This window comes from Salinivibrio sp. ML198, assembly GCF_001996015.1.
In the GTDB taxonomy this organism is placed as follows: Bacteria; Pseudomonadota; Gammaproteobacteria; order Enterobacterales; family Vibrionaceae; genus Salinivibrio; species Salinivibrio siamensis.
In genome coordinates, this window is sequence record NZ_MUEZ01000022.1 from 24434 (window position 1) to 45616 (window position 21183).

Genomic DNA, 21183 nt, shown 5'->3' on the forward strand with positions numbered 1-21183 from the left:
GGCGCATAACCAGCCGCGGAGAGCCAATGTGCAACTCAGTTTGATTTGCGACGCCCCTGACAAGTCCGAGCAATTTGAGGGACTAAAAAGCAAGTGGTCACTTACACACACACCTGATTCGTCATTTGCGTTGATCATGACCACGACACGCCTTGAGCTGCGCAAACAGGATGAGCCTAAGTTAGGCGCTGTGTATGTCGACTTTGTTGGCGGTGCGGTCGGCCATCGGCGTAAGTTCGGTGGCGGCAAAGGGCAGGCAATCGCGAAGGCGGTGGGGCTCAACAAAGGCGTCACGCCACGGGTGTTGGATGCCACGGCTGGCTTGGGTCGTGATGCGTTCGTATTAGCATCCTTAGGTTGTCAGGTGCAAATGATTGAGCGGCATCCAGTGGTCGCCGCATTGCTCGACGATGGGCTACAGCGCGCCTATCAAGACAGTGAGATTGGTACATGGATGCAATCGCGCATGACACTGCTGCATGCCAGTAGTGAGCAAGCACTTACCGATATGGCGCAGACCCCTGGGCTACAACGACCTGATGTGGTCTATTTAGATCCTATGTATCCCCACAAGAAAAAAGCAGCCTTAGTGAAAAAAGAAATGCGTGTGTTCCAAGCTTTGGTGGGCGCTGACACGGACGCCGATGCCTTGTTAGCGCCTGCGTGCCAGCTCGCGCGTAGCCGCGTAGTGGTTAAGCGTCCAGATTATGCTGAGCCCTTGGCGGCAACGCCACCACACTCTAGTATTACCACCAAGAAGAACCGCTTTGACATGTATATCAACGCAGCGTTAAGTGCGGAGGCGTAAATGGCTAAGTCTTTGTGCAAATGGCGACGGGGTGAGGTTGAGGCCAACTTAAGTGCGCTCGCATCGATTACCACGCCACCGCGAGCGGCTTGCAGTAAGTGTGCGCGAGTCGCCAGTGAAAAAGGTTATCTCTGTCGCCCTGTGCCTCTTGCCAGTGACGGGGATAAAAAAGCGCAAAAAGCCAAGAATAAAGCGGACAAGAAAGACAAAAAGGGCAAAAAAGCGAACAAAGAAAAAAAGAAAGGCAAAAAAAGGAAGGAAAAATAAAGGCTCCATAGCGAACTAAGGAGCCTTGAAGGGCTTAGTCGAGGCCTTTTACCATCAGTACGGTCAGTAGTCCGGTGATCACTGAGACAATCAGGCCAGAAACGATTAGCCAAGGCAACATATCCATCATGTTCTGCACTCACTTCTTTGTTATGAATTGGGGGAAAAGCGAGCATGATTGAGCCTGAGTTTAGCGACATTCTCAATGTGCTAGACGTAGACAGTTAAGCTTAGTAACGATTAGAAACAAGGTGGCGACAAAGCCATCAAACAGCCCCCGTGGCACATAGGTCTATCAGTACAAAGGGTCCATCATGAGTGTCAATCAAGGAAAAGCCGATGTATCGGTTTGGGATAAAGAAGAAGCCTTAAGCCGGCTAATGGATAGCCCGGCGCTTCTTGATGAGGCTTGCAGTATATTTGTTGAAGAAAGTGAGCAACAACTGCCAAGCATGGAAAAGCAGCTTGCTAACGCCGACTACACCGCCTTGGCGCGCGAAGCGCACAAAATGAAAGGCAGCGCTGGCAATTTAGCGGCGCTCGAGCTGCATCAGCAAGCATTGACACTCGAGCAAGCGGCAAAGCAAGAGGCCGCCGACCAAGCCGCTGCTGCGTTAGCGGACATTAAAGAAGGCTTAGCACGATTTTGTGCGCAGCTCACTCACTAGTCGCCTGTCTCATCATGCTCGCGAGTGACCAATAAAAAACGCCGTGTTGAACACGGCGTTTTGATGTGAGCCCATTTCGCGCGGTTTAGCGCATGGTAACAAACTCTTCTGACCCGGTGGGGTGAATCGCGACCACACTATCAAAGTCCGCTTTGGTGGCGCCCATCTTCATCGCCACCGCAAAACCTTGAATCATTTCATCAACGGTAAAGCCAATACCGTGCAGACCGACCACTTTTTCTTCATCGCCTGCGCAAACCAGTTTCATCTTACAGGGTTGACGGTGCTGAGTGACGGCGGTGTACATGGCCGCAAAGCTGGAGGTATAGACTTTAATATTGTCATCGCCGTATTTGGCACGCGCCTCTGGTTCGCTCAAACCAATGGTGCCAATGGGTGGGTGACTGAATACCACGGTGGGAACCAAATCATAGTCCATTTTGGCATGCGTTTGGCCGTTAAACAGACGTTCTGAGAGTAGACGTCCAGCTTTGACGGCGACAGGCGTCAGCTCAATCCCGCCATCCATAATATCCCCGACACAGTGAATGTGTGGGACGCTGGTGGTCTGATAGGGGTCAACCTTGATGTAGCCATCGGCCGTGGTCTGCACGTCGGTGGCGCCGAGGTTGATTTTATCGGTCGTCGGGTGACGGCCAATCGCCCAGATCAGGGTGTCCGTGTTGTGGGTGGTGCCGTTTTCAAAGGCCAGAGTCAGGCTACCATCACTTTCTTCAGTGACCGACACGGGGACATGCTGGGTGTGAAGAGTGGGGCCTTCTTTTTCCATTACCTCGACCAAGGTGTCGGTGACCATGGGGTCGAAGGTGCGTAATGGGCGGTCTTTACGCACAAATAAGTGGGTATCAGAGCCCAAGGCATGCAGTACGCCGGCGATTTCGACTGCAATGTAACCCGCACCGACCACGGCCACGCGTTTAGGTTGCTCGGGGAGGGCAAAGAAGCCATCGGAGTCAATCCCCAACTCTGCGCCTGGAATGTTCGGAATAGTGGGTGTGCCCCCCACGGCAATCAGAAAGTGATCGGCGGTGTAGTGCTCGCCATCCACTTCTACCGTGTTGTTATCGACAAAGCGGGCAAAACCACGAATGACATCGATATTGTTTTTACCCAGAACGTTGTCGTAAGCCTTATGAATGCGGCTAATGTAGGCTTCACGGTTATCCACTAAGGTCGACCAATTAAAGCCTTTCACGTCCACATCAAAGCCATAGTCTGATGCGTAAAGGTTAAGGGCTTCGGCAACTTGAGCACCGTGCCACATGACTTTTTTAGGGACACAGCCTACGTTTACGCAGGTGCCACCAAGGTGCTTTGCTTCAATAAGGGCGACGTTAGCACCGTGCATCGCGGCACGGTTGGCTGAGGCAATACCGCCGCTGCCGCCACCGATACAGATGTAGTCGAAATGCTTCGCCATGTCTTTCTCCATCTTATAGGCACTGGGTGCCACTGGCATTGATATCGAGGTCAGCTTGTCGTGTTTGGCGTCGCTTGTAAAGCCACTATCTCTGACCCCTAAAGACATAGCATACCAAACCGACAGTGCGGCAGCAGTCTCAGAATCATTTTGTAACGCTCGCAATACACCCCGCTAAACGGGGAGGGATTGAAAAGCGTAGAGAGAGACGGCATATAAATAAGGTTACTTATCTGCCCGGGGCTCGCGATGCGAGCGCCTTATCAGCAAAAAGGAAGGCACTATGTCCAACCCGCTTCTTCAATTTGAGGATTTACCTCCGTTTTCCGCCATTAAGCCAGAGCATGTCAAACCAGCAGTGGAAGCCGCGATTGCTGACTGTCGCCAAGCGGTAGATGCCGCGGCGGCGACTGAGCAACCCAGCTGGGATTCGGTCAGTGTGCCTGTCACAGAGGCGGAAGATCGACTTGGCCGCATCTGGTCACCGGTGAGCCATATGAATGCGGTGGTCAATAGTCAGCCATTGCGTGAGGCGTATGAAAGCTGCCTGGCGTTACTGTCGGAATACTCCACCTGGCGTGGTCAGCACAAGGGGTTATACCAAGCATACAAAGCGATGAAAGACAGTGCTGAGTTTTCCGCCCTCGATGTGGCACAGCAAAAAGCGATTAACGATGCGCTGCAAGACTTTGAACTGTCCGGAATTGCCTTGCCAGCCGACCAGCAACACCGCTTTGGTGAGATTCAAAAGCGGTTGTCGGAGCTATCATCATCGTTTAGCAACAATGTGCTCGATGCCACCATGGGGTGGAGCAAGCTGATTAGCGATGAAAGTGACTTAGCGGGGTTACCCGAATCGGCGCGCAACGCGGCAAAAGCGCAAGCCGAGAGCAAGTCGCAACAAGGTTACTTATTTACCCTGGATATCCCTTCGTATCTGCCCGTCATGATGTACTGTGATAACCGAGCGCTGCGTCAGGAAATGTACGAAGCCTTTACCACGCGCGCCTCTGATCGCGGGCCGCAGGCGGGGCAGTGGGACAATACTGAGCTGATGAACGAGTCGCTGCGCCTCAAGCATGAGTTAGCACGTCTACTTGGCTTTAATCACTACAGTGAACTATCCCTCGCCACGAAAATGGCGGAAACCCCAGACCAGGTGATGGGCTTTTTGAATGATCTGGTCGATAAAGCGCGCCCACAAGGCGAGCGTGAATTCGCGGAAGTGAAAGCCTATGCCAAAGAAGAGTTTGGGGTTGATGCCCTCGAGCCTTGGGATATCCCTTATTACAGTGAAAAACTCAAGCAAGCACGCTACACCATCTCTGATGAAGCGCTTCGCCCTTACTTCCCTGAAGCACGTGTACTCTCCGGCTTGTTTGAAGTGATGCATCGTGTGTTTGGCATGACGATTACCGAGCGTAAAGGCATCGACACCTGGCATGACAGTGTGCGCTTTTATGATATTCATGATAGCCAAGGCACCCTGCGCGGTAGCTTCTACCTTGACTTGTATGCGCGAGAAAACAAACGTGGCGGCGCATGGATGGATGAGTGTCGCGTTCGTCGTCGTCAAGCAGACGGTGAGCTACAAACGCCAGTGGCGTATTTAACCTGCAACTTTAACCCACCAGTGGGCGATGACCCTGCGCTGTTTACCCATGACGAAGTGGTCACCTTATTCCACGAATTTGGTCATGGCATTCACCATATGTTGACGCAAGTCGACGTGGCGGATGTGTCAGGGATCAATGGTGTGCCTTGGGATGCGGTTGAGCTGCCAAGCCAGTTTTTAGAGAACTGGTGCTGGGAGCAAGAGGCACTGAGCTTTATCTCGGGGCATTACCAAACGGGAGAAGCCTTACCGGAAGACATGCTAGAAAAAATGCTCGCCGCGAAGAACTTTAATTCGGCGATGGCGATGTTGCGCCAGCTTGAGTTCAGTTTATTCGACTTCCGTTTGTTCAGTGAGTTTGACCCAGAGGTCGGCCCGCGGATCATGGAAACACTCAGTGCGGTGCGTGAGCAGGTCTCTGTGGTCCCCGCGCCTGAGTGGAACCGTTTCCCGCACGCGTTTGGCCATATTTTTGCCGGTGGCTACAGTGCAGGTTACTACAGCTATAAATGGGCAGAAGTGCTATCGAGCGATGCTTACTCGCGCTTTGAAGAAGAAGGGATCTTTAACCGCGACACCGGCGAGGACTTCCTGAATCATATTCTCAGCCGTGGCGGCAGTGAGGCACCGAAAGATTTGTTTGTGCGCTTTAGAGGTCGCGAACCAAGCCCTGACGCCTTATTGCGTCATAGCGGGATCACCACCGCGTAGTGTCGCAGATCTTCAATAAAAAAAGCCCGCATCATCACTGGTGCGGGCTTTTTTATTCATCGCCGGTGTTAGATGCGAGTTTCGTCAGTGAGCACCACTAGGGGCAACCCAAGGCTTGATTGGCGCAAGGCCTCTTGCTCTAGCTCGGCACGCAACAAGGGGCTGGCCTCGAGTAATGTGGTGTCCAAGTGGAGGGTAAGAGCATCCTCCTCGGCAGTGAGGGCTAGCATCGGTCGGACGCGACTGTCGCGTCGATGGCATAAGATCACCGCAATTCGCAGCAGGCGCAACAGACGATTGGCGCTGGTGGTAGACAGCGCGTGCTGGCCATCAATGAGCACCAGTTGCTCTCGATAGTAGCGGAGCAAGGTGGCGACCAATTGTTTCTGTGCTCGCGTAAAGCCGGGCAGATCGAGATGGGTGATCAAATACGCGGCATGATCACCATCTTGCTTAAAGCCAATGCTTAAACCAATTTCATGCACGCAGGCGGCGGCATGAAGCAAGCTTTGTGCTTCCGGCTCAGGTACCCAGGATGCCGGACATTGATTGAGCAGCTCCAAGGCGGTGTCGGCGACATTGATACCGTGTGCTTCATCCAGCTGATAGCGAGACTGGATGCTGGCAATGGTGCGGGCACGAATATCGCTATGGCGCATCGCGGTCATCATTTCATACACCAAGCCTTCTCGCAGCGCCCCACCCGCTAGGGTCATGCGTGTCACCTCTAAGCACTCGAAAATGGCGATCAGTATCGATAAGCCGCTTGGAAACACCAGCGCACGTTCTAACGTCAATCCCTCGATATCCAATGCGTCCATTTGCCCACAGGCGATGGCTTGATCGCGCAAACGATGCAGTTTATCGAGTGTAATCACTTCATCCATGCCTTGGGTGACCATGATCTCTTGCAGTGCCTGCACGGTACCGCTGGCGCCTACGCAGCAGTCCCAACCGAGCGCACGATATTGCGCAATCAGCGGGGCTAACTCGGCTTTGGCGCCGGCAATCGCGGTATCAAACGCCGATTGATTGAGCACGCGATCGGCAAAATAGTCTTCTAAAAAGGTGACACAGCCCATATTGAGGCTTTGCAGTAAGGTAGGCTCAAATTGCTCACCGATGATGAGCTCGGTGCTGGCACCACCGATGTCGACCACCAAGCGTTTGCCCGCTCCGCCAGAGGTATGCGCGACCCCTTGGTAGATGGTACGCGCCTCTTCTTCCCCCGAAATGATTTCAATCGGGTGGCCAAGCAGTTTGTTAGCTCGGGCTAAAAACGCATCCGCGTTGCTTGCGCGACGTAGGGCCGCCGTGGCGACGACACGGATATTATCGGTGTTGAAATCTTGCAGGCGCTCGGCGAACAAGGCCAAGCAATCCCAGCCACGCTGCATGGCTTCGTCGCTTAGCTGTTGTTGGTCGTCCATACCTGCGGCGAGACGAACTTTTCGCTTAATTTTCGCGAGAGTTTGCACGCTGCCTGCCACTTGGCGCACCACCAGCATATGAAAGCTGTTGGAGCCTAAATCAATCGCGGCGTACAGCGACGGGGTCGATGTGGGATGTCCGTGACCACTCATGATGCGCTCTGACCTATGTGCCGTTAAACCTTATGCCGACTTTTGCGGGCGGCGACGTTGGCGGTTACGGTTATTTCCGCCACCTTTGTTGTTGCTGCGACGCTGCGTATTGGGGCGCTTGGCCATTTTCTTGGGCGGCGGCAAATCTTTTAGCAGTGCACTGCGGTCAAATTCGCTGACTGGAATACTGTGTTCGATGTATTCTTCAATCGCGGGGAGATTGACGGCGTATTCTTCACACGCAAAGCTGATGGAGCTACCACTGGCGCCTGCACGCCCCGTTCGGCCAATGCGATGCACGTAGTCTTGTGCGTCGTCTGGGAGATCATAATTAAACACATGGGTCACCTGCGGAATATGCAGGCCGCGCGCCGCGACATCAGTCGCCACCAACAAATCCAGCTCACCATTAGTGAATTGTTCGAGGATTTTAACCCGTTTTTTCTGCGGCACGTCACCCGTAAGCAAGCCTACACGGTGGTTATCGGCGGCTAGATGCGCCCAAATCGATTCGCAGCGATGCTTAGTGTTGGCAAAAATGATCGCGCGTTCAGGCCAGTCTTCTTCGATCAAGGTTTGCAGCAGCGGCATTTTTTCCTTGTTCGATGGCTGGAACAACTCTTCTTTGATGCGATGGCCGGTAATTTGTTCGGGCTCGACCACCACATGCTCTGGGTTCGTCATGTGCTCGAAGGCCAGTTCTTGAACGCGATACGACAAGGTCGCCGAAAACAGCATGTTCAAGCGCTGATCGGGGGCGGGCATGCGGTTAAACAAAAAGCGGATATCTTTGATAAAACCGAGATCAAACATACGGTCGGCTTCATCAAGCACTACGGCTTGAATACCATGCAAATCAATCACTTTCTTTTTGTAAAAATCGATGATTCGACCACAGGTTCCGATTAAAATGTCGACACCCTGTTCAAGTGTTTGTTGCTGTTTGTCGTAGCCTTCGCCACCATAGGCAAGTCCTGCGCTGATCGACGTATTGGCTAATAGCGGCTCCGCATCATTATAGATCTGAATCGCTAATTCACGCGTAGGAGCTAATATGATGGCACGCGGTTGATTCTTTTTACGCGATGCAGGGGCATCGGTTGTAAGGAGGTGATGAAACGTCGCAGCCAGGAACGCCAGGGTTTTGCCTGTCCCCGTTTGCGCCTGTCCTGCAATGTCTTGGCCGGTGAGCAGGACCGGCAATGCCAAGGCTTGGATTGGGGTACATTGAGTAAACCCTTTGGCCTCCAAGCTCTTAAGAACATCGGCGTGCAAGCCGAGCTCGGCAAATTTCTGCTCTGTGATATGCGTCATTTTCATCCGGATAGAATATCAGCTTAGGCTTGCAATACGGAAGCGAATCCAGTCAAATAGTCCCATAATTTACTGGTCGCAATTTAGCCAGTAACAAAAACATGTATTGGAGTAGAAGATGAGCGACAAAATTATGCAGCTAACCGACGACAGCTTTGAAGCAGACGTTCTAAAAGCTGCAGGGCCTGTATTGGTAGATTTTTGGGCAGAATGGTGTGGACCTTGCAAAATGATCGCGCCAATCCTGGACGAAATCGCTGAAGAATACGCAGGTAAAGTCACCATCGGAAAACTGAACATTGACCAGAACGCAGGTACACCGCCTAAGTTCGGCATCCGTGGTATCCCAACGTTGCTGCTCTTTAAAGATGGCAACGTAGCAGCAACCAAGGTTGGTGCAGTGTCAAAAACTCAGTTGAAAGAGTTTCTTGACGCCAACCTCTAATGCTAAAGTAACCGTCGCTGCCTCTCAGCGGCGGTTGTTTTTCTGCTAACTAGACGATACCCCATTTAGGTGCTACCTTATTGCACGGAATTTGTACTTCTGTTCATCTCTCGAACATACCACTGGTCTCGACACGCTAACTAATTTCAGACCTCAACTTTGACAAACAAGACACTCACCACTATGAATCTTACCGAACTGAAGACTCAACCCGTCTCGACGCTGGTTGCGCTTGGCGAAAGCATGGGACTTGAAAACCTGGCTCGCTTGCGTAAACAGGACATCATTTTCTCGATCCTCAAACAGCACGCAAAAAGCGGTGAAGATATTTTCGGCAATGGCGTACTGGAAATTCTTCAAGACGGGTTTGGCTTCTTGCGCAGCGCAGACAGCTCGTATTTGGCCGGCCCGGACGACATTTATGTATCGCCAAGCCAAATTCGTCGCTTTAACCTGCGCACAGGCGATACCATCGCGGGTAAAATTCGGCCGCCAAAAGACGGCGAGCGCTACTTTGCGCTATTAAAAGTTAACCAAGTTAACAGTGACAAGCCAGACAATGCTCGCAGCAAAATCCTGTTTGAAAACTTGACCCCATTGCACGCCAGCGAGCGCATGGTGATGGAACGTGGGAATGGCTCCACCGAAGACATCACCGCCCGTGTACTCGACTTAGCCTCGCCGATTGGTAAAGGGCAACGTGGCTTGATTGTGGCACCGCCAAAAGCGGGTAAAACCATGCTGCTGCAAAACATTGCGCAAAGCATCGCGTTCAACCATCCGGATTGTGAACTGATGGTGCTCTTGATTGATGAGCGCCCAGAAGAAGTGACCGAGATGCAGCGCTTGGTACAGGGTGAAGTGGTCGCGTCAACCTTTGACGAGCCAGCGAACCGTCACGTGCAAGTGGCTGAAATGGTTATCGAAAAAGCCAAGCGCTTGGTGGAGCACAAAAAAGACGTGGTGATCTTGCTGGACTCGATTACCCGTTTGGCGCGTGCTTATAACACGGTTGTACCTTCGTCAGGCAAAGTATTGACCGGTGGTGTTGACGCCAACGCCTTGCACCGTCCTAAGCGTTTCTTTGGTGCGGCGCGTAATGTGGAAGAAGGTGGCAGCTTGACCATTATTGCCACTGCGCTGGTGGACACAGGCTCGAAGATGGACGAAGTGATCTACGAAGAGTTTAAAGGCACGGGTAATATGGAATTACACCTGTCGCGTAAGATTGCTGAAAAACGTGTTTTCCCTGCCATCGATTTCACCCGCTCTGGTACCCGTCGTGAAGAGTTGCTGACCAAGCCTGATGAACTACAAAAAATGTGGATCCTGCGCAAAATCGTCCACCCGATGGGCGAGCTGGAAGGCATGGAGTTCTTGATTGGTAAACTGGCGATGTCCAAAACCAACAATGAGTTCTTTGACGCCATGCGTCGGCAAAACTCGTAACTGATAACGCAATAATGTTAAGCACTGCGCATTCGCAGTGCTTTTTTATTGCCCCGTTGATACTGAGCTCGCACAATCATTGTCACCAAGGAAAGGTGACGCAGGACGCGTGGCACCGAAGATAGGATTGCAACGGATGGCAAGACGTTTTCGCATCAAGTTATTAGGGATTGGCCTAGGTCTAGTGGGCCTTTTCTCGCTCTCTGTGTCGGCCAACGCGCCAGCGACAGAGGGCCAAATTGTGACTCAGCCTTTTATCGAGCAAGTGTTAGATAAAGCGAGCACGATAGATGCCATGCGGACTGCCTTTACCCTCCAAGCCAATGGCGAGATCAGCGCGCTTGAGTCGCACATCCGCCAACTGCCGCCGCTCACCCGAGAAGCGACCTTATATCGGCTGCTTTCTTCGCCTCTGCGGCTTGATAACGACAAGTGGCGTGAGTACCTTGCTACTTTAAGTCAGCAGCAGCCGCACTTCTTATTGCGTCATCAACAAGATGGTTACTGGGTGACCACGCCAGCATTTCATTATGCCGCCGCGGCCCGCAAGCAGCTTAATCGCTATCGTCAGCAGCAATTAACCCAAGAGCTCGGCATGCTATTGAGCTATCGCCAATTAGTGATGACCGAGTGGATTGACCCCGATCAGTCTGACTATCGTCAACGCCGTGACGCCTTGGTGACCATGATTGCCGATTATGACGCCGATGGCTTAGCGTATTTGGCCGATCAGTACCTCAATGATCCGACCCTAATGTGGATGCCCGACAATGCTATTTTGGCGGCGTTGGCACAAGCCACTGAGCGTTCTGCGCTGTATGAGCGATTGTGGCGCCGAGGCACCGATCAGTATAGCCTTGCGGCCTTGCACGCGCTGCGTGAGCGGGGAACTGATCCCTTTGCACTGCGGCAAATGATGGCGGCGGCTGACAACCCCTCGCTGCGAGGACCTGCGATTCGACAACTGGCCAATTTGTCGCCGTTACCTGCACCCGTTGCCGACTTTTTGCTAACACAGCTGTCGTTGCGTCAAGGTAAAGAAGTGGCACAACTGCTGGTGGAAGCGGGCAAGGGGGATTGGTTGAGCGGATTACAAGACCAGCTCGGGCCGCTTGGCCAACAGCACATTGCATCTGCGTTACCGTCGCGCTAATGTCGAGCCTTTACCGATCCGGATACCGCTTAACTTGGTATCATAGAGGCGACCATTAACCCCTTGAGCCTGATATGAAACTTTCCGATTTGCGCGATTTTATTGACTATCTTGAAACCCAAGGCGAGCTAAAACGCATTAGCCAGCCGGTTGATCCCGATCTTGAGATGACCGAGATTTGCGACCGCACGTTACGAGCTGGTGGTCCCGCACTGTTGTTTGAAAATCCCGTGGGCTATGACATGCCGGTGCTGGCGAACCTGTTTGGTACCCCCAAGCGTGTTGCTTTGGGCATGGGGCGTCACGACGTCCTCGAGCTACGTGAAGTCGGCAAATTGCTTGCTTATCTCAAAGAGCCAGAGCCGCCCAAGGGCTTTCGTGATGCACTCGATAAACTGCCCGTTTTTCGCCAAGTGCTCAACATGCCGGCGAAAACCGTACGCCGCCCTCGTTGCCAAGAGGTGGTGCTGAGCGGCGATGAGGTCGATCTGGATACCATTCCGGTGATGCGCTGTTGGCCGGGTGATGTGGCACCTTTGCTTACCTGGGGACTGACAATCACGCGTGGCCCTAACAAAAAGCGGCAAAACTTGGGTATTTATCGCCAGCAAAAGATTGGCAAAAACAAAGTGATCATGCGTTGGTTGGCCCATCGCGGTGGCGCGTTAGATTTGCATGATTGGATGCAAACCCATCCCAATGAACCTTTCCCAGTGACCGTGGCCTATGGTGCTGACCCTGCCACCATTCTAGGCGCGGTGACGCCCGTGCCGGATACCTTGTCCGAGTATGCGTTTGCCGGCTTATTACGGGGCAGTAAAACCGAAGTGGCCAAATGTATCAGCAACGACTTGGATGTACCGGCCAGTGCGGAAATTGTGATGGAAGGCTATATCGACCCTAATGAGTACGCGGATGAAGGGCCGTATGGCGATCATACCGGTTATTACAATGAGGTTGAGCGTCACCATGTGTTCACTGTGACGCATCTGACCATGCGCAAAAAACCGATTTACCATAGCACCTACACGGGGCGTCCACCGGATGAACCTGCCGTTTTAGGCGTGGCACTTAACGAGGTGTTTGTGCCGATTTTGCAAAAGCAGTTCCCAGAGATTGTCGATTTCTACCTACCGCCTGAAGGATGCTCGTATCGCATGGCGGTGGTAACCATGAAAAAACAATACCCTGGTCATGCCAAGCGGGTGATGATGGGCGTGTGGTCGTTCTTGCGCCAGTTTATGTACACCAAGTTTGTGATAGTGTGTGACGACGACGTCAACGCGCGTGATTGGAATGACGTGATCTGGGCAATAACCACGCGTATGGATCCGTCGCGCGATACCGTGATGGTGGATAATACCCCTATTGATTCGCTTGACTTTGCCTCTCCCGTGGTTGGGCTCGGCTCGAAAATGGGCCTCGATGCCACCAATAAATGGCAAGGGGAAACCGACCGTGAGTGGGGGACGCCTATTGCTAAAGATCCAGAGGTCGTCGCACGTGTCGACGCGATTTGGGATGAATTAGGGATCTTAGACTAATCCTATTGGAATGCGCTAGCATTCACCATTAACGATACAAACACAGCCAAAGGCGGTAGTGATGCCGCCTCTAATAACCTCATCGGCTGTAGCAATAACAAACAGAGGAACAGAATGTCGATACTATGTGAAGTGACCGCCGTTGAGCCGTTGGCGTGTCACACCTACCGCATTATCCTAAAGCCGCAGCAGGCGGTGAGCTATCAGCCGGGGCAATACGTGATGGCGGTGATGGGTGAAAAAGATAAGCGCCCGTTTTCGCTGGCAAGCAGCCCATGTCGTGAAGCGGGTGCAGAGCTTGAGCTGCACGTTGGCGCGGCAGATGAAAACCCGTTTGCCTTAGAAGTGGTTGAAAAGGCCAAAGCCGCGTTAGAAAGTGGTCAAGCGGACTTTGAAATTACTGAGCCTGCCGGTGATGCTTGGCTACGTGAGAGCGAGCGTCCTTTGCTGCTGATTGCCGGTGGTACTGGTTTTTCTTACGTGCGCAGCATGGTCGATCACTGTATTAGCCAAGGTATACAGTCTCCGATCTTTATTTATTGGGGCGCCCGCACCCCTTGTCAGCTCTATGCGCATGATGAGCTGCAAGCACTGGCTGAGTCACACAGTAATATCACCTTTATGCCAGTGGTGGAACAAGCCGAAGGCGAGTGGCGCGGCAAAGTGGGTAATGTATTGGAAGCGGTGATGGAAGATTTTGTCAGCCTGGGCGCTTACGACATCTATATCGCTGGCCGTTTTGAAATGGCGGGTGTGGCGCGTGACATGTTCTGCAAAGAGCGTGGCGTGAGCCGCGATCACCTTTACTCAGACGCGTTTGCCTTTATCTGATCGCGTCTTCTCTCTCGGATAAGTGAACAGGCAGGGATTTCCCTGCCTGTTTTGTGTTTGGGTGGCAGAGGCCGTGGGGCGGCCTACCGTGGGGCGGCCTACCGTGGGGCGGCACTCCGTTGCGCGGCAACGTGGCGTTTGACCCAGGTTTGGTTGAACCACAGCGCAGCTAAAATCAACACCCCGCCACTGAGTAATGGCATGAGATCTGCCTCGCGATTCCAAATCAGTACATTGACCACAATGCCGGCTGGGATCAGGGCGTTGTTCATCACCGCGAGTGCCCCCGCATTAACTAGCGTCGCACCTTTATTCCAAAAGAAATACCCCAGTCCTGAGGCGATAGTGCCTAGATAAATCAATACACCCCACTGGGTGGGTGTCGTGGGCAGCTTGTCGCTGTTGCCCAGCAAGGCAAAAGCCAGCACACCCACCACTAAGGCGCCAAGATAAAACCAACCGAATACCGCATGCTGAGGCAGCTGAGTTTGTTCTTTCTCAAGCAGGTATTTGTAACCAACTTGGCCAATCGCAAAGCACAGGTTCGCACCTTGCACCACCAAAAAGCCGATTAAAAAGTCAGGATTGACGGTCGCATAGCGGATCACCACGGCGCCAAGCACTGCAACCGCGGCAGTGACGAGATACCAGGCGCTAAACTGGCGTTTTAAGGCATCGTAAATCAAGGTGACGTAAAGCGGGGTAAAGACGGTAAACAGCAGCACCTCTGGCACCGACAAAAATAAAAAGGATTGATAGAAAAAGCAGTACATAATGCCGAGTTGACATGCACCGACCAGCATCAATTTTGCGGCAAAGGCAGGGCGTACTTGGCGAGGGCGCAAAAAGGGCAAAAACACCAGTCCAGCCAATACAATGCGCATCAGCACAGAAAAATAACTGTCTACTTGGCCGGCGAGATACACGCCAATCAGGCTAAATGAAAAGGCCCACAGCAGTGTGACGCCGCTAAGATACCCCATGACTTCGGTTCCTTCGATAAAATGGTAAAAAGGGCAGTGTACCGTTTCATCGCGGGGACGCAATCGGTTCATCTTGGTGTGAGTAGTAGATAAAGCGATGATGGCAGCAAGAAGGCGGAATCACCGCCTTCGCGGGGGAAGAAAGTGGTTCTGTTAGTCGCGGATAGGCACCATCAACAGATCCACCGGTGTTTTATTGAGTAACTGCTTGGTGGAGGAGAGCAACGAGCTCCAAAAGTCTTGGTGATGGCCGACCACGACCAGATCGATCCCCATATTTTGAATCGATTCAGTGATTTCCTCGGCAAGATCGCCACTGCTGACCAAGGTATGTGTCACTGGACTTTGCGCGTCACTGGCCAGTTGATTCAGCTTTTGCTGCGCTTCTTCAATCACACGGTTACGCGACTCGACTAAGTTAATGTCGATGAGCCCGGTGTAGAGCTCGGCGTAATTAACGTCGATATGGACTAAGGAAAGTTGGGCGTCGAGGGCACTGGCTAAGGCATCGGCTTTCTTGAGCAGGCGTTCACTGTCATCTGACAAATCGACAGCAACCAAAATATGCTTGTATGACATAGGGTTATCCTTTTTCTATCTGGCTGTCATCGCAGTTTAGCGAGCTTGCGTATAAAAAACAGTCACTGTGATCGCATTCCGATCAACAACTCGACGATGACACGAGTCATAAATTCGATACAAGACTCGGTCTCGATGCGGTTAGTCGGCGTGATCCGCTTGAAAACCAACGTGCTGCTGGTCAGAATGGCAGCTAACCCCAAATAAAGAGGATGTTTTATATGCTAGCACCTGCCATGGTTGACAGGCTCAATGAGCAGATCAATTTGGAGTTTTTCTCATCAAATCTATACTTACAAATGAGCGCTTGGTGTGAGGATCAAGGCTTCGAAGGAGCCGCGCGATTCCTGCATAAGCACGCACAAGAAGAGATGCAGCATATGCAGCGCCTTTTTACGTACGTCAGTGAGACAGGGGCGATGCCTATTTTGGGTTCGATTGACGCACCACGTCATGAGTTCGCATCACTGGGCGAAGTGTTTCGCGAAACCTATCAACACGAGCGCTTGATTACGGAAAAAATTAACAGCTTGGCGCACGTTGCGTTTACCACACAAGATTATTCTACTTTCAATTTCTTGCAGTGGTATGTAGCGGAGCAGCATGAAGAAGAGAAGCTGTTTAAAGGCATACTCGATAAGATCGAGTTAGTCGGCGAAGATGGCAAGGCACTGTTCTTTATTGACAAAGACTTGGCATCGATGGCGGTTGAAGAGTCTACGTCAGTGATGGACGGCTCAGCAGGGCAGTAATCTGGTTACCTCTCCCTCTGAGCGCTATCCGGCGTAGCGGAGGGAGAGGTCTATGAACGGTGATATCCTAATCGTGGCAGTTTTTACCGTCACACTGGTTAATTTCGCGCGCTACCTGTCTTCACTGCGCGCGCTCGTTGTGATGTTGCGCGACGCGAATCCGCTGCTTTATCAGCAAATTTGTCGCGGAGATAACAACTTTTTCTCACTCTCACCCCAAGGCGATATCTCGCGCCAAAAGCGCTTGTACCAGTACATTCGTAGTCAGGAGTATCTCCATCATCACGATGAAATATTCGTGAGCAAATGCAACAAAGTGCGCCATTTGTTCATCCTCAATGCTGCGTTGTCTGGTGCCTTGCTCGCGACCTTTTTTCTTGTCGCTTTTGCGGGCTGGTAAGCGGACGCCAACAATTTCGACAAAATGCTGACCTCGGTCAGCATTTTTTTTGTTAACCTGACGCCACTACTCGGATCACAGCGTAATTGAGGGAATCATGCAAAGCCTACTCCAATGGTGGCAGTCGCTTCATGAGGCAGCGGCGTGGGAATGGATCTCGGATGTTGTCACGTTAACGGGCATCAGTGCCATTGCATGGACGATTTGGCACGTACTGGTTGGGCGGCTGAAAGCCTTGGCGGAAAAGACCATCACCCGCTGGGACGACATCATTTGGCCGGCGATAGATACGCCTTTAAGTGTGTTGATTTGGCTATGGCCAGCTTCTCATTCGCTGGAAATCATTGTCGATAACACCTTAGGCAATGTCTCACTCAGTTGGCTTACCTTGGTGCAAGATTTGGTGGTGATCTGGGTCATCATTTGGGTGCTGTTACGCCTAGTTAACAGCAGCGAGCAGGTGATGATTGAGACGAGCAAACGCGACCACACCACTATCAATACCTTGGGGAATGTCTTACGCGCCCTCTTTGTGTGCTTCGGGGCCTTGTCCTTGCTGAAAAGCCTGGGCGTTAGCGTCTCAGGTCTACTGACCGTCGGGGGTGTCGGGGGTTTAATTGTTGGTTTTGCCGCTAAGGACTTGCTGTCGAACTTCTTCGGTGGGGTGATGATTTACTTTGATCGCCCGTTTAAAGTCGGTGATTGGGTGCGCTCGCCGGATCGCAACATTGAGGGCACAGTGGAGAAAATTGGTATTCGTATGACGGTGGTGCGCACCTTCGATTTGCGCCCTTTATACGTTCCCAATTCGGTATTCAGTAACGTGGTGGTCGAGAACCCCTCGCGGATGCTCAACCGCCGCATCTATGAAACCATCGGGCTACGTTACCAAGACGCCGATAAAATCAGCGCGGTGATTGACGATGTGTATGCCATGCTTGAAGCCCACCCAGACATTGAAACGCGACAAACCTTGATTGTGAACTTCAACAGCTTTGGCCCACACTCGCTCGATTTCTTTATTTACACCTTCACCAAAACGGTGAACTGGCAACGTTATCACCGCGTGAAGCAGGATGTACTGCTGCAAGTGATTGGTATTATTCATCAGCACGGTGCGGATATTGCCTTCCCAACCCGTACGTTGCATATGGACCCTCGTATGATTGAGCAAAACGCAGGTGTCATGGTGCCACCGCCCGAAGCGCAGGCGCGTTAAATCGCGCTTGCCGCTTACGTGCGGGCTGCTACAATGCCGCTCCCACAGGGTGAGCAGAGAATAAACAGGTAAGCGTGTGACTGAGTATGATGTAATTGTGATTGGCGCCGGTGCGGCAGGATTGATGTGTGCGGCACAAGCAGGCCAACGTGGCCGCCGTGTTTTGGTGGTGGATCATGCCAAAAAACCGGGCCGCAAGATCCTGATCTCAGGCGGCGGACGCTGCAATTTCACCAACTATGATGTCACCGCGAGTAACTTCCTGTGTGAAAACCCGCACTTCGTCAAATCCGCATTGGCACAATACAGCCAATGGGACTTTATTGGTCTGGTGGCCACCCATGGTGTGGCCTATCACGAGCGTGACCACGGCCAGCTGTTTTGTGATGACAGCGCCAAAGATATCGTCAATCTACTCTTGGCCGAATGCGACCAAGCCACCATCAGTCAACGCTATCGCTGTGAAGTGCATGATATCGAACAAGAAGAAGCCGGCTTTCGCCTTAAACTCAATGGCGAGCCGGTGCGCTGCCAGTCGTTGGTGGTTGCCACGGGCGGCCTTTCGATGCCCAAGCTCGGCGCCACCCCCTTTGGTTATCAGCTTGCCGAACAATTTGGTTTAAAAGTGCTGCCCACCCGCGCCGCCTTGGTGCCGTATACCTTGCACCAAGAGGACAAAACTCGCTTTGCCGATATTTCCGGGGTGTCGGTGCCGTGTTCGATCACCACCGAATCGGGTGTGTGTTTTACCGAGAACCTGCTCTTTACCCACCGCGGCTTATCGGGACCGGCGGTGTTGCAAACCTCCTCGTTTTGGCAGCCGGGCGAAGCGGTCACCATCGATTTACTCCCTAGTGAGTCGCTAAAAGACGTGCTGGTGGCGATGCGTGATAAGCATCCCAACCAAACCTTAAAAACCTCACTGTCTCGCCTATTCCCCAAACGTTTGGTCGAGGTCTTGATTGCGCGCGATAGCTTGCCGGATAAACCGCTCAAGCAGCTCGATGACAAGCAGCTCGATCAACTTCATCACTACTTTCACCAGTGGTCAATTGCCCCAAACGGCACTGAAGGTTACCGCACCGCAGAAGTGACGCTTGGCGGGGTAGATACCCACGCAATTTCCTCGAAAACCCTTGAAGCGCGAGATATCCCCGGCCTGTATTTTATCGGTGAAGTGCTAGATGTCACCGGCTGGCTCGGCGGCTATAACTTCCAATGGGCCTGGAGCTCCGGCTGGGTAGCCGGGCAGCATGTGTGATCTTGATTCTAAGTGCTCTCTAGTTGACTGTTTTTTAACTTAAAAATAGCAATCCTGTCTCAGTGTTGATACATTAGCGCGCTTGCCATGCCGGATAAAAATCATCCGGCGCTGTGAACCCGCGACGCGCAGGATGGGCTCGCGGTACCCTAGGGACGGGGTGACGGCTGTTCACTATTGCTACCTCGGTTATCGGGGAGTTTGGAATTAACCTGTCGTTGCTTTGAGAGCCGTTCCCATGCAGTTATCACTAAAACAAAAATTAATTGGGGCATGCTTATCTGCTGTATTGCTGATGGCCGCCTTTCTCACCTGGCTTGCTGTAAGCCAAATTCAAGCCCAAACCCAGTCGAGCATCTATAGCCGCGTCAGTGGTATCGCCGATGCGGCGACTGAATCGATCAGCGGTTGGGTGCAAATCCGTGCTGATATCACCAGTGCCTTTACCGATTACACCAGCAGTAGCCATCGTGTGAGCTATTTGCAGCAAGCGCGTGAGGCCGGTGGGTTTGACGATATCTACTTTGGCACCCCAAAAGGCGCCATGTATCGTTCGCGTCCTGAGCGCAACCGCGATGATTATGACCCTCGCGTCCGTCCGTGGTACAAGCAAGCCGTGAGCGCAGGTAGCCCGATTATTACCACTGCTTACAGTGATGCGATTACCGGTGCGATGCTGGTGACCTTGGCCGAGCCAGTACGTCGTAATGGCGAATTAATCGGTGTGGTGGGCGCAGATGTGTTGATTGACCAGCTGATCCGTGACGTGACCCAATTAAAAGTGGGCAAAAATGCGAACGCGATGCTGCTAGGTGCTGATGGCACTTTTCTCGCTCACAAAGACAAAGCGCGCCTGCTAAAACCGTATCGCAGCCTGTCTCCTGAGCTGAATGAAAACCGCGTGCGTCAGGCGTTGGCACAGCAATCGCTGGTGGAATTGCCTGTCGATGGCGTTGATAAACTGTTTTATTTTGCCTCTGTTCCTAACACCGATTGGGTACTGGCGATTGAGCTGGATAAGCGCACTGAATACGCCAGCCAGCGTGATACCTTGTTCGACCTAATGCTGACCGCGGTAGTGATCACTTTGCTGGTGGCCGGTGCCGTGACGTGGTTGATGCACGTGTTGTTCCGTGACTTGCTCAATGTATCCGCCGCGCTAGAAGAAATTGCCTCCGGTGAAGGGGACTTAACCCAGCGCCTAGAGCCACACAGTAATGACGAAATTGGCAAACTTGCCAACAACTTCAACCGCTTTGTCGGCAACATGCACACTATGGTGTCGCACTTACGTCAGCTGTCTGGCTCGCTCAAGCAACAAGCCGAGCTAACTGCGGCGCAAGCGGAAGAGCGCTCCACCCGGATTGGTCATCAGCAAGATGAAATCAATATGGTGGCGACCGCTATCCATGAAATGGCCTCGGCGACCCAAGATATTGCCGGCAATGCCGATAATACCGCGCGCACCGCCCAAGAGACTGAAAGCGTAGCCAACGATGGCGGCCAGCAAGTGGAGCAAAGTAAGCACTCGATCACCGAGCTTGCCCGTGAAGTAGAAGCGGCGACCGGTGTGATTGGTGAGCTGGATCAGCATGCGCACAGCATCACCAGCATCTTGTCGACCATTCAAGAAGTGGCCGAGCAAACCAATCTGCTGGCATTGAATGCCGCGATTGAAGCAGCACGCGCCGGTGAGCATGGCCGTGGCTTTGCGGTAGTGGCCGATGAGGTACGGATATTGAGCCAGCGTACTCATGCTTCAACCACCGAAATTCAGCAGATGATTGATACCTTGCAGCAGGCAACCGGTCGCGCGGTGACCATGATGCAAGATAGCCAGCAACGTGCGCATGCCAGTGTGGAAGATGCCAGCGCGGCGAACGAAAGCTTGAGCCAGATTGTCGCGGCGGTGAGCCAAATTAGCGATATGGCCACCCAAATTGCCTCGGCAGCGGAAGAGCAATCGAGCGTCACCGCGGAGATCACCCGTAACTCAGAGGGCATTCGCGATGTGTCCAATGAGCTATCGACCGAAGCGGATGAAGCCGCGCGTCAAGCCGCGACGTTATCCGAGCTTTCTCATAGCCTCGAGCAAGAGATCAGCCGCTTTAAGCTGTAGCCCATAAACGACGTAAACGCCGAGCATGGCAGCGCGCCGTG

Annotated in this window: 19 protein-coding genes; 14 read left to right on the top strand and 5 right to left on the bottom strand. The window is 52.6% G+C overall.

The annotated features are described in order from the left end of the window. Positions 1 to 28: 28 nt before the first annotated feature. The 3 genes from BZG25_RS14065 to BZG25_RS14075 all read left to right on the top strand — a co-directional run bounded on the left by BZG25_RS14065 (position 29) and on the right by BZG25_RS14075 (position 1743). Positions 29 to 808, top strand: a complete 780-nt coding sequence (locus BZG25_RS14065; RefSeq protein WP_077606785.1) for a class I SAM-dependent methyltransferase — start codon at positions 29 to 31, stop codon at positions 806 to 808. Continuing rightward, positions 809 to 1075, top strand: coding sequence for a hypothetical protein (locus BZG25_RS14070; protein ID WP_077606784.1), 267 nt, complete (start codon positions 809 to 811; stop codon positions 1073 to 1075). It abuts the gene before it with no gap. Between the two features lie 314 nt (positions 1076 to 1389). Next, a complete protein-coding gene (locus BZG25_RS14075; RefSeq protein WP_052708052.1) occupies positions 1390 to 1743 on the top strand; it encodes an Hpt domain-containing protein in 354 nt (117 codons plus the stop codon). A gap of 85 nt (positions 1744 to 1828) precedes the next feature. Here BZG25_RS14075 and gorA read toward each other — a convergent pair whose 3' ends face one another. Next, the gene (gorA, locus tag BZG25_RS14080) at positions 1829 to 3184 is read right to left on the bottom strand and encodes a glutathione-disulfide reductase (RefSeq protein ID WP_046074583.1); all 1356 of its coding nucleotides are present in this window, start codon (positions 3182 to 3184) and stop codon (positions 1829 to 1831) included. 283 nt (positions 3185 to 3467) lie between these two features. Here gorA and prlC point away from each other — a divergent pair, with 283 nt between their 5' ends. Continuing rightward, positions 3468 to 5510, top strand: a complete 2043-nt coding sequence (gene prlC / locus BZG25_RS14085; protein WP_077578166.1) for an oligopeptidase A — start codon at positions 3468 to 3470, stop codon at positions 5508 to 5510. A gap of 68 nt (positions 5511 to 5578) precedes the next feature. Here the strand turns inward: prlC and gppA are convergent, their stop codons facing one another. Together gppA and rhlB are read right to left on the bottom strand one after the other, a co-directional pair. Further along, complete coding sequence (gppA, locus tag BZG25_RS14090; protein ID WP_077578167.1) at positions 5579 to 7093, bottom strand: guanosine-5'-triphosphate,3'-diphosphate diphosphatase; 1515 nt, start codon at positions 7091 to 7093, stop codon at positions 5579 to 5581. 30 nt (positions 7094 to 7123) lie between these two features. Continuing rightward, positions 7124 to 8413 (bottom strand): ATP-dependent RNA helicase RhlB, encoded by a 1290-nt coding sequence (gene rhlB / locus BZG25_RS14095; RefSeq protein WP_077578168.1) that lies wholly within the window; start codon positions 8411 to 8413, stop codon positions 7124 to 7126. Between the two features lie 112 nt (positions 8414 to 8525). On the opposite strand from rhlB, the gene trxA reads away from it, so the two are divergent. The 5 genes from trxA (at position 8526) to fre (ending at position 13829) form a co-directional block, all read left to right on the top strand. Beyond that, positions 8526 to 8852: a thioredoxin TrxA gene (gene trxA, locus BZG25_RS14100; RefSeq protein ID WP_046074579.1), complete on the top strand. Its 327-nt coding sequence runs from the start codon at positions 8526 to 8528 to the stop codon at positions 8850 to 8852. Between the two features lie 183 nt (positions 8853 to 9035). After that, entirely contained in the window at positions 9036 to 10301 is a 1266-nt protein-coding gene (gene rho / locus BZG25_RS14105; protein WP_077578169.1) for a transcription termination factor Rho, read from the top strand. A 136-nt stretch (positions 10302 to 10437) separates the two neighbouring features. Continuing rightward, a complete protein-coding gene (locus tag BZG25_RS14110; protein ID WP_077578170.1) occupies positions 10438 to 11454 on the top strand; it encodes a hypothetical protein in 1017 nt (338 codons plus the stop codon). 74 nt (positions 11455 to 11528) lie between these two features. Next, a complete protein-coding gene (ubiD, locus tag BZG25_RS14115; protein ID WP_046074577.1) occupies positions 11529 to 12998 on the top strand; it encodes a 4-hydroxy-3-polyprenylbenzoate decarboxylase in 1470 nt (489 codons plus the stop codon). A 114-nt stretch (positions 12999 to 13112) separates the two neighbouring features. After that, a complete protein-coding gene (fre, locus tag BZG25_RS14120) occupies positions 13113 to 13829 on the top strand; it encodes an NAD(P)H-flavin reductase (RefSeq protein WP_046074576.1) in 717 nt (238 codons plus the stop codon). A gap of 98 nt (positions 13830 to 13927) precedes the next feature. Here fre and BZG25_RS14125 read toward each other — a convergent pair whose 3' ends face one another. Both BZG25_RS14125 and BZG25_RS14130 read right to left on the bottom strand, forming a co-directional pair. Then, positions 13928 to 14812, bottom strand: a complete 885-nt coding sequence (locus BZG25_RS14125) for a carboxylate/amino acid/amine transporter (protein WP_046074575.1) — start codon at positions 14810 to 14812, stop codon at positions 13928 to 13930. Between the two features lie 153 nt (positions 14813 to 14965). After that, positions 14966 to 15391, bottom strand: coding sequence for a universal stress protein (locus BZG25_RS14130; protein ID WP_046074574.1), 426 nt, complete (start codon positions 15389 to 15391; stop codon positions 14966 to 14968). Between the two features lie 221 nt (positions 15392 to 15612). On the opposite strand from BZG25_RS14130, the gene ftnA reads away from it, so the two are divergent. The 5 genes from ftnA (at position 15613) to BZG25_RS14155 (ending at position 21142) form a co-directional block, all read left to right on the top strand. After that, the gene (gene ftnA, locus BZG25_RS14135; protein ID WP_046074610.1) at positions 15613 to 16143 is read left to right on the top strand and encodes a non-heme ferritin; all 531 of its coding nucleotides are present in this window, start codon (positions 15613 to 15615) and stop codon (positions 16141 to 16143) included. 52 nt (positions 16144 to 16195) lie between these two features. Then, positions 16196 to 16543 carry a universal stress protein UspB gene (locus tag BZG25_RS14140; protein WP_046074573.1) on the top strand — a complete coding sequence of 116 codons (348 nt, stop codon included), beginning with the start codon at positions 16196 to 16198 and terminating at the stop codon, positions 16541 to 16543. A 97-nt stretch (positions 16544 to 16640) separates the two neighbouring features. Then, entirely contained in the window at positions 16641 to 17762 is a 1122-nt protein-coding gene (locus BZG25_RS14145; RefSeq protein ID WP_046074572.1) for a mechanosensitive ion channel family protein, read from the top strand. A 76-nt stretch (positions 17763 to 17838) separates the two neighbouring features. Beyond that, positions 17839 to 19023 (top strand): NAD(P)/FAD-dependent oxidoreductase, encoded by a 1185-nt coding sequence (locus BZG25_RS14150; RefSeq protein ID WP_046074571.1) that lies wholly within the window; start codon positions 17839 to 17841, stop codon positions 19021 to 19023. 238 nt (positions 19024 to 19261) lie between these two features. Next, on the top strand, positions 19262 to 21142 hold the full coding sequence (locus tag BZG25_RS14155) for a methyl-accepting chemotaxis protein (RefSeq protein ID WP_046074570.1): 1881 nt from the start codon (positions 19262 to 19264) through the stop codon (positions 21140 to 21142). Positions 21143 to 21183: the final 41 nt, after the last annotated feature.

Bases quoted from the DNA above. Each gene is read 5' to 3' on its own strand.
- BZG25_RS14140 (WP_046074573.1), top strand. From the start codon at position 16,196: ATGAACGGTGATATCCTAATCGTGGCAGTTTTTACCGTCACACTGGTT.
- prlC (WP_077578166.1), top strand. From the start codon at position 3,468: ATGTCCAACCCGCTTCTTCAATTTGAGGATTTACCTCCGTTTTCCGCC.
- gppA (WP_077578167.1), bottom strand. From the start codon at position 7,093: ATGAGTGGTCACGGACATCCCACATCGACCCCGTCGCTGTACGCCGCG.
- fre (WP_046074576.1), top strand. From the start codon at position 13,113: ATGTCGATACTATGTGAAGTGACCGCCGTTGAGCCGTTGGCGTGTCAC.
- BZG25_RS14155 (WP_046074570.1), top strand. From the start codon at position 19,262: ATGCAGTTATCACTAAAACAAAAATTAATTGGGGCATGCTTATCTGCT.
- BZG25_RS14110 (WP_077578170.1), top strand. From the start codon at position 10,438: ATGGCAAGACGTTTTCGCATCAAGTTATTAGGGATTGGCCTAGGTCTA.
- BZG25_RS14145 (WP_046074572.1), top strand. From the start codon at position 16,641: ATGCAAAGCCTACTCCAATGGTGGCAGTCGCTTCATGAGGCAGCGGCG.
- BZG25_RS14075 (WP_052708052.1), top strand. From the start codon at position 1,390: ATGAGTGTCAATCAAGGAAAAGCCGATGTATCGGTTTGGGATAAAGAA.
- BZG25_RS14130 (WP_046074574.1), bottom strand. From the start codon at position 15,391: ATGTCATACAAGCATATTTTGGTTGCTGTCGATTTGTCAGATGACAGT.
- BZG25_RS14125 (WP_046074575.1), bottom strand. From the start codon at position 14,812: ATGGGGTATCTTAGCGGCGTCACACTGCTGTGGGCCTTTTCATTTAGC.
- ftnA (WP_046074610.1), top strand. From the start codon at position 15,613: ATGCTAGCACCTGCCATGGTTGACAGGCTCAATGAGCAGATCAATTTG.
- BZG25_RS14070 (WP_077606784.1), top strand. From the start codon at position 809: ATGGCTAAGTCTTTGTGCAAATGGCGACGGGGTGAGGTTGAGGCCAAC.
- trxA (WP_046074579.1), top strand. From the start codon at position 8,526: ATGAGCGACAAAATTATGCAGCTAACCGACGACAGCTTTGAAGCAGAC.
- gorA (WP_046074583.1), bottom strand. From the start codon at position 3,184: ATGGCGAAGCATTTCGACTACATCTGTATCGGTGGCGGCAGCGGCGGT.
- rhlB (WP_077578168.1), bottom strand. From the start codon at position 8,413: ATGAAAATGACGCATATCACAGAGCAGAAATTTGCCGAGCTCGGCTTG.
- ubiD (WP_046074577.1), top strand. From the start codon at position 11,529: ATGAAACTTTCCGATTTGCGCGATTTTATTGACTATCTTGAAACCCAA.
- rho (WP_077578169.1), top strand. From the start codon at position 9,036: ATGAATCTTACCGAACTGAAGACTCAACCCGTCTCGACGCTGGTTGCG.